The sequence below is a fragment of the Dietzia sp. E1 genome, assembly GCF_014145015.1.
GTDB classification, from domain to species: domain Bacteria; phylum Actinomycetota; class Actinomycetes; order Mycobacteriales; family Mycobacteriaceae; genus Dietzia; species Dietzia cinnamea_A.
The window spans coordinates 1-3,810 of record NZ_JAALDU010000214.1; the positions used below are offsets into that span (position 1 = coordinate 1).

The window sequence follows — 3,810 nt, forward strand, 5'->3', positions numbered from 1 at the left end:
GACGGGGTGAGGCGGTCGAGGACGACATGCAGCGCTGCCACCCATCGAGTCCGCGAGCACCGCCTCCTCGGAGGGGCCTGGGTCGGCGGAGGCACGGTCGAGGGAGGCGCCGCCGAGGGAGGCGCGGTCGGGGTGTTCCGGGTCGCCGGGTTCGAGCGGTCGCGGCACCGCCGCCTTGAGCCGGTCGAGGCACAATCGCGTGACGACGGTCGTGAGCCAGGCGGGCAGCGAGTCGATGGCCGCATCGTCCGCGCGGTCGAGGCGTAGCCAGGCCTGCTGGACGATGTCCTCGGCCTCCGCGTGGTCCCCCAGGAGGCGCCCGGCGATCCGGACGAGACGGGGCCGCTCGCGCTCGAAGCTCGTCACCACGTCCACGCCCGTCACCCTCTCACCCCACGCACGCACCCACCATAAAGAAAAACCGTCAAAGCGCCGGTCCGGTCGGCAACATCCGGCGATGATGAGACCGGCCACGGAGACGACGCTGTTCTTCCGTTGCCATCAGCCGGGTCACGCCGGCGCCGCCCACCACAGACCGGCCGCCCCGTGACGGGGAGCCGTCGACAGCAAAGGACGAACAATGGGAAGTCTCGCCACGCTCGCCGCCGGATCCGCCGAGTTCGCACTCGACTCGGGCTCCACTCTCGCCGACATGGGGACGAGCCTGCCGTCGCTGGCGCTGACCTTCCTCGCCGCGCTGCTCGACGGCATCGCCGTCGACCTGGTGGCCAGCGTCGCCGACTAAGGCACCGGATCGGGGCTTGACTTCAGGAGATAAGAAGCGCATCATCTTCGGCGGGGGATGCATGTGAGTTATCTCACAGATGGTCTCGTCAAGCCGGACGCCGCGTCCGGCTGCCAGCTCCCCTTCTCCTCCTCTAGGAAGGACTCCGTTATGGGCAGTCTCAGTGAATTCGCACAAGGCTCAGCCGCTTTCGGGCTGAACTCCGGCTCCACCATCGCCGATTTCGCCACCAACCTCCCCGCGCTCTTCCTCATGATCCTGGATTCGGTTGGATTCGGCGCGTCGGCCGACCTGACCGCCAGCGTCGGCGACGGTCCGCTGGGCTGAGGGGAAGCAGCACCAGAGGCAGTAGCGCCAGACACACCAGAGAAGCCGCCGACCGGGGGTCGGCGGCTTCTCTCGTGTGTCTGTGAAGTGGGCGGACCGGGAAGCGGGGTCGCCTCACGGCGAGGGGCGCAACGCGGCTCCAGCCGAACGGAACTCCGCGAGGGCTGTGTGATTGAGCCCGGGGGACACTGCCGCATCCCGATCCACCCAGTAGAACCACCGAGGTGCCAGATCTGTTCCCGCACACCGTCAGAGAGCTCCACCACACTCCCCGGCGGCGCCGTCCACCAGCGCCGCCGGGTCCGCGTCAGACGTACTGCTGCACGATCCGGCGCTTGACCAACTTGCCGGTGGGCGTACGCGGCAGCTCGTCGACGAGGTCGAGACCGCGGGGGATCTTGAAGTCGGAGATCTTCCCCCGCAGCGAGTCGAGGATCTCCTGCGCCAGACCCGGATCGCCGGCGCGGTCCGCGGCGGGCACCACCACGGCGTGGACGCGCTCCCCCATCTCCTCGTCGGGCAGGCCGATCACGGCGACGTCCTCCACCGCCGGGTTCATGACGAGGGCGTTCTCGATCTCCTGCGGGTAGATGTTCACGCCACCGGAGATGATGGTGAAGGCCTTGCGGTCCGTGAGGTAGAGGAAGCGGTCCTCGTCGAGGTACCCGACGTCGCCGAAGGTCGCCCAGGTGGGATGGTCGGGGTGACGCACGGACGCGGTCTTCTCCGGATCACCGTGATAGGCGAAGCCGCCCTCGTCGTTCTGCCAGTAGATGGTCCCGATCTCGCCGGCGGGCAGTTCGTTGCCCTCGTCGTCGCAGATGTGGGCGATGCCCTTGAGCCCGTCCCGGCCCACCGATCCGGGACGCTCGAGCGCCTCCTGGGAGTTGATGAACGTGATGCCCATGCCCTCGGTCGCCGAGTAGTACTCGTGGATCACCGGCCCCCACCACTCGATCATGCGGCGCTTGACCTCGGGCGGGCACGGCGCGGCGGCGTGGATGGCGTGGGTGAGGCTCGACAGGTCGTACTTCGCGCGGGTCTCCTCCGGAAGCTTGAGCATGCGCACGAACATCGTCGGCACCCACTGCGAGTGCGTCACCTCGTACTGCTCGATGAGCCGCAGCGCGTCCTCCGCGTCGAAGCGGTCCATGAGCACCACGGTCCCGCCGACGGAGTTGACCACGCCGCAGAAACGCAGCGGGGCCGCGTGGTACAGCGGTGCCGGGCACAGGTAGACGCTGTCGGCGTCGAATCCGTAGAGGAAGCTGAAGACCGGCGTGTAGTGGTCGGCCACCTCGTCGATCTGCCCTTCCGGCGGGTCCACACGGACGCCCTTGGGCCGGCCGGTGGTGCCGGACGAGTAGAGGAAGTCGTGGCCGCGCGGCTGATCCGCGGGCGGCTCGGTCGACTTGCCCTCGAGCAGCGACCGGTAGTCGTCGAACCCCTCGAGCGCGCCGCCGAACACCACGCGGTGCTCGACGCCCGGGTGGGCGTCCGGGGTGAGGTCGACGTGGTCGGCGACCGGCGCGGAGACGAACAGGGCGCGGGCGCCGCAATCGCCGATGATGTACGACGACTCGTCCGGGGTCAGGTGGTGGTTTATCGCCGCGATGTACAGGCCGGTCCGGAGGGCCGCCCAGTAGATCTCGAGCATCTCGAGCGTGTTGTCCGACACGACGGCGATCGTCTCGCCGGGGCGCAGCCCCCAGTCGTCCACGAGCAGGTGCGCGAGCTGGGCCGAGCGGGCCTCCAGCTCGGCGTACGTGACCTGCTCCCCCGTGGCGGGGCGGATGGCGGCGGGCTTGTCCGGGGTGGTGGCGGCGAAGGCTCCTGGATACATGTCCAGAGCGTAACCCCGCCGTGTGACCTGCGTCACGGAATCCAGAGTGAACTCCGCGAGGACCCGGCCGGGCCGGCCGCGACGCGGGTCAGGAGTACATGCGCGGGTGCAGCTTGCCGATGTACGGCAGGTCGCGGTAGCGCTCGGCGAAGTCCAGTCCGTAGCCCACCACGAACTCGTTGGGGATGTCGAAGCCGATCTCGAGGATGTCGAGGTCGGCCTTGACCGCGTCTGGCTTCCGCAGCAGGGTGACGATCTCCAGCGAGCGCGGGTTGCGGGTCTTGAGGTTGCGCATGAGCCACGACAGGGTGAGGCCGGAGTCGATGATGTCCTCGACGATGATGACGTCACGGTCGGCGATGTCGCGGTCGAGGTCCTTGAGGATCCGCACGACGCCCGAGGAGCTGGTGGACGAGCCGTAGGAGCTCACGGCCATGAACTCCATCTCGGACGGGATGGGCAGGGCCCGCGCGAAGTCGGACACGAAGATCGCGGCGCCCTTGAGGACGGCGATGAGCACGACCTCCTTCTCGACGTCCGCGTAGCGCTCGCCGACGGCGGCGGCCATCTCGGCGATCCGCTCCCGGATCGCGTCTTCATCGAGGAGTACGGACTCGATCTCGTCCGCGTATTTGTCCGTGGTCATCTACGTCCCCGCTCCACTCGCCCGCTCGTTCTCCAACACCAGCTTTCCATGTCGGCGCCGGGCGACCAACCTGGCCGTCGGGCCCGCCCCGCGGGTCCCGGCGGGTCCGGTGCCGCCGACCGCGACGCCGCCCTGTCCGCGCCAGTCCGTGACGAGCGCGGCCACCGCCGTCAGGTGTGCGTACGTCGGGGAGGTGACGCCCCGGGACAGCAGCCAGCGGCGCAGGACCCGGGTCAGAACGGCGGCCGG

6 protein-coding genes are annotated in these 3,810 nt (G+C 69.1%); 2 read left to right on the top strand and 4 right to left on the bottom strand.

From position 1 onward, the window contains the following. Nucleotides 1-375 (bottom strand): sigma factor (locus tag G6030_RS08215; RefSeq protein ID WP_347238610.1); only part of this gene is annotated, 375 nt, incomplete at its 3' end. Between the two features lie 205 nt (nucleotides 376-580). Between G6030_RS08215 and G6030_RS08220 the strand changes: the two genes are divergently transcribed. Both G6030_RS08220 and G6030_RS08225 read left to right on the top strand, forming a co-directional pair. After that, nucleotides 581-745, top strand: coding sequence for a hypothetical protein (locus tag G6030_RS08220; RefSeq protein WP_182642792.1), 165 nt, complete (start codon nucleotides 581-583; stop codon nucleotides 743-745). A gap of 150 nt (nucleotides 746-895) precedes the next feature. After that, nucleotides 896-1,072: a hypothetical protein gene (locus G6030_RS08225; RefSeq protein ID WP_182642793.1), complete on the top strand. Its 177-nt coding sequence runs from the start codon at nucleotides 896-898 to the stop codon at nucleotides 1,070-1,072. A gap of 307 nt (nucleotides 1,073-1,379) precedes the next feature. Here G6030_RS08225 and G6030_RS08230 read toward each other — a convergent pair whose 3' ends face one another. The 3 genes from G6030_RS08230 to G6030_RS08240 all read right to left on the bottom strand — a co-directional run. Beyond that, nucleotides 1,380-2,915, bottom strand: a complete 1,536-nt coding sequence (locus G6030_RS08230) for an acyl-CoA synthetase (RefSeq protein ID WP_182642794.1) — start codon at nucleotides 2,913-2,915, stop codon at nucleotides 1,380-1,382. Nucleotides 2,916-3,003: 88 nt separating this feature from the next. Further along, nucleotides 3,004-3,561, bottom strand: coding sequence for a hypoxanthine phosphoribosyltransferase (gene hpt / locus G6030_RS08235; RefSeq protein ID WP_182642795.1), 558 nt, complete (start codon nucleotides 3,559-3,561; stop codon nucleotides 3,004-3,006). Next, nucleotides 3,562-3,810, bottom strand: a 249-nt coding sequence (locus G6030_RS08240; protein ID WP_182642796.1) for a TilS substrate-binding domain-containing protein, incomplete at its 5' end; no start/stop codon positions are given. It lies immediately after the preceding gene.

Coding starts and splice junctions, on each gene's coding strand:
- G6030_RS08220 (WP_182642792.1), top strand. CDS start 581: ATGGGAAGTCTCGCCACGCTCGCCGCCGGATCCGCCGAGTTCGCACTC.
- G6030_RS08225 (WP_182642793.1), top strand. CDS start 896: ATGGGCAGTCTCAGTGAATTCGCACAAGGCTCAGCCGCTTTCGGGCTG.
- G6030_RS08230 (WP_182642794.1), bottom strand. CDS start 2,915: ATGTATCCAGGAGCCTTCGCCGCCACCACCCCGGACAAGCCCGCCGCC.
- hpt (WP_182642795.1), bottom strand. CDS start 3,561: ATGACCACGGACAAATACGCGGACGAGATCGAGTCCGTACTCCTCGAT.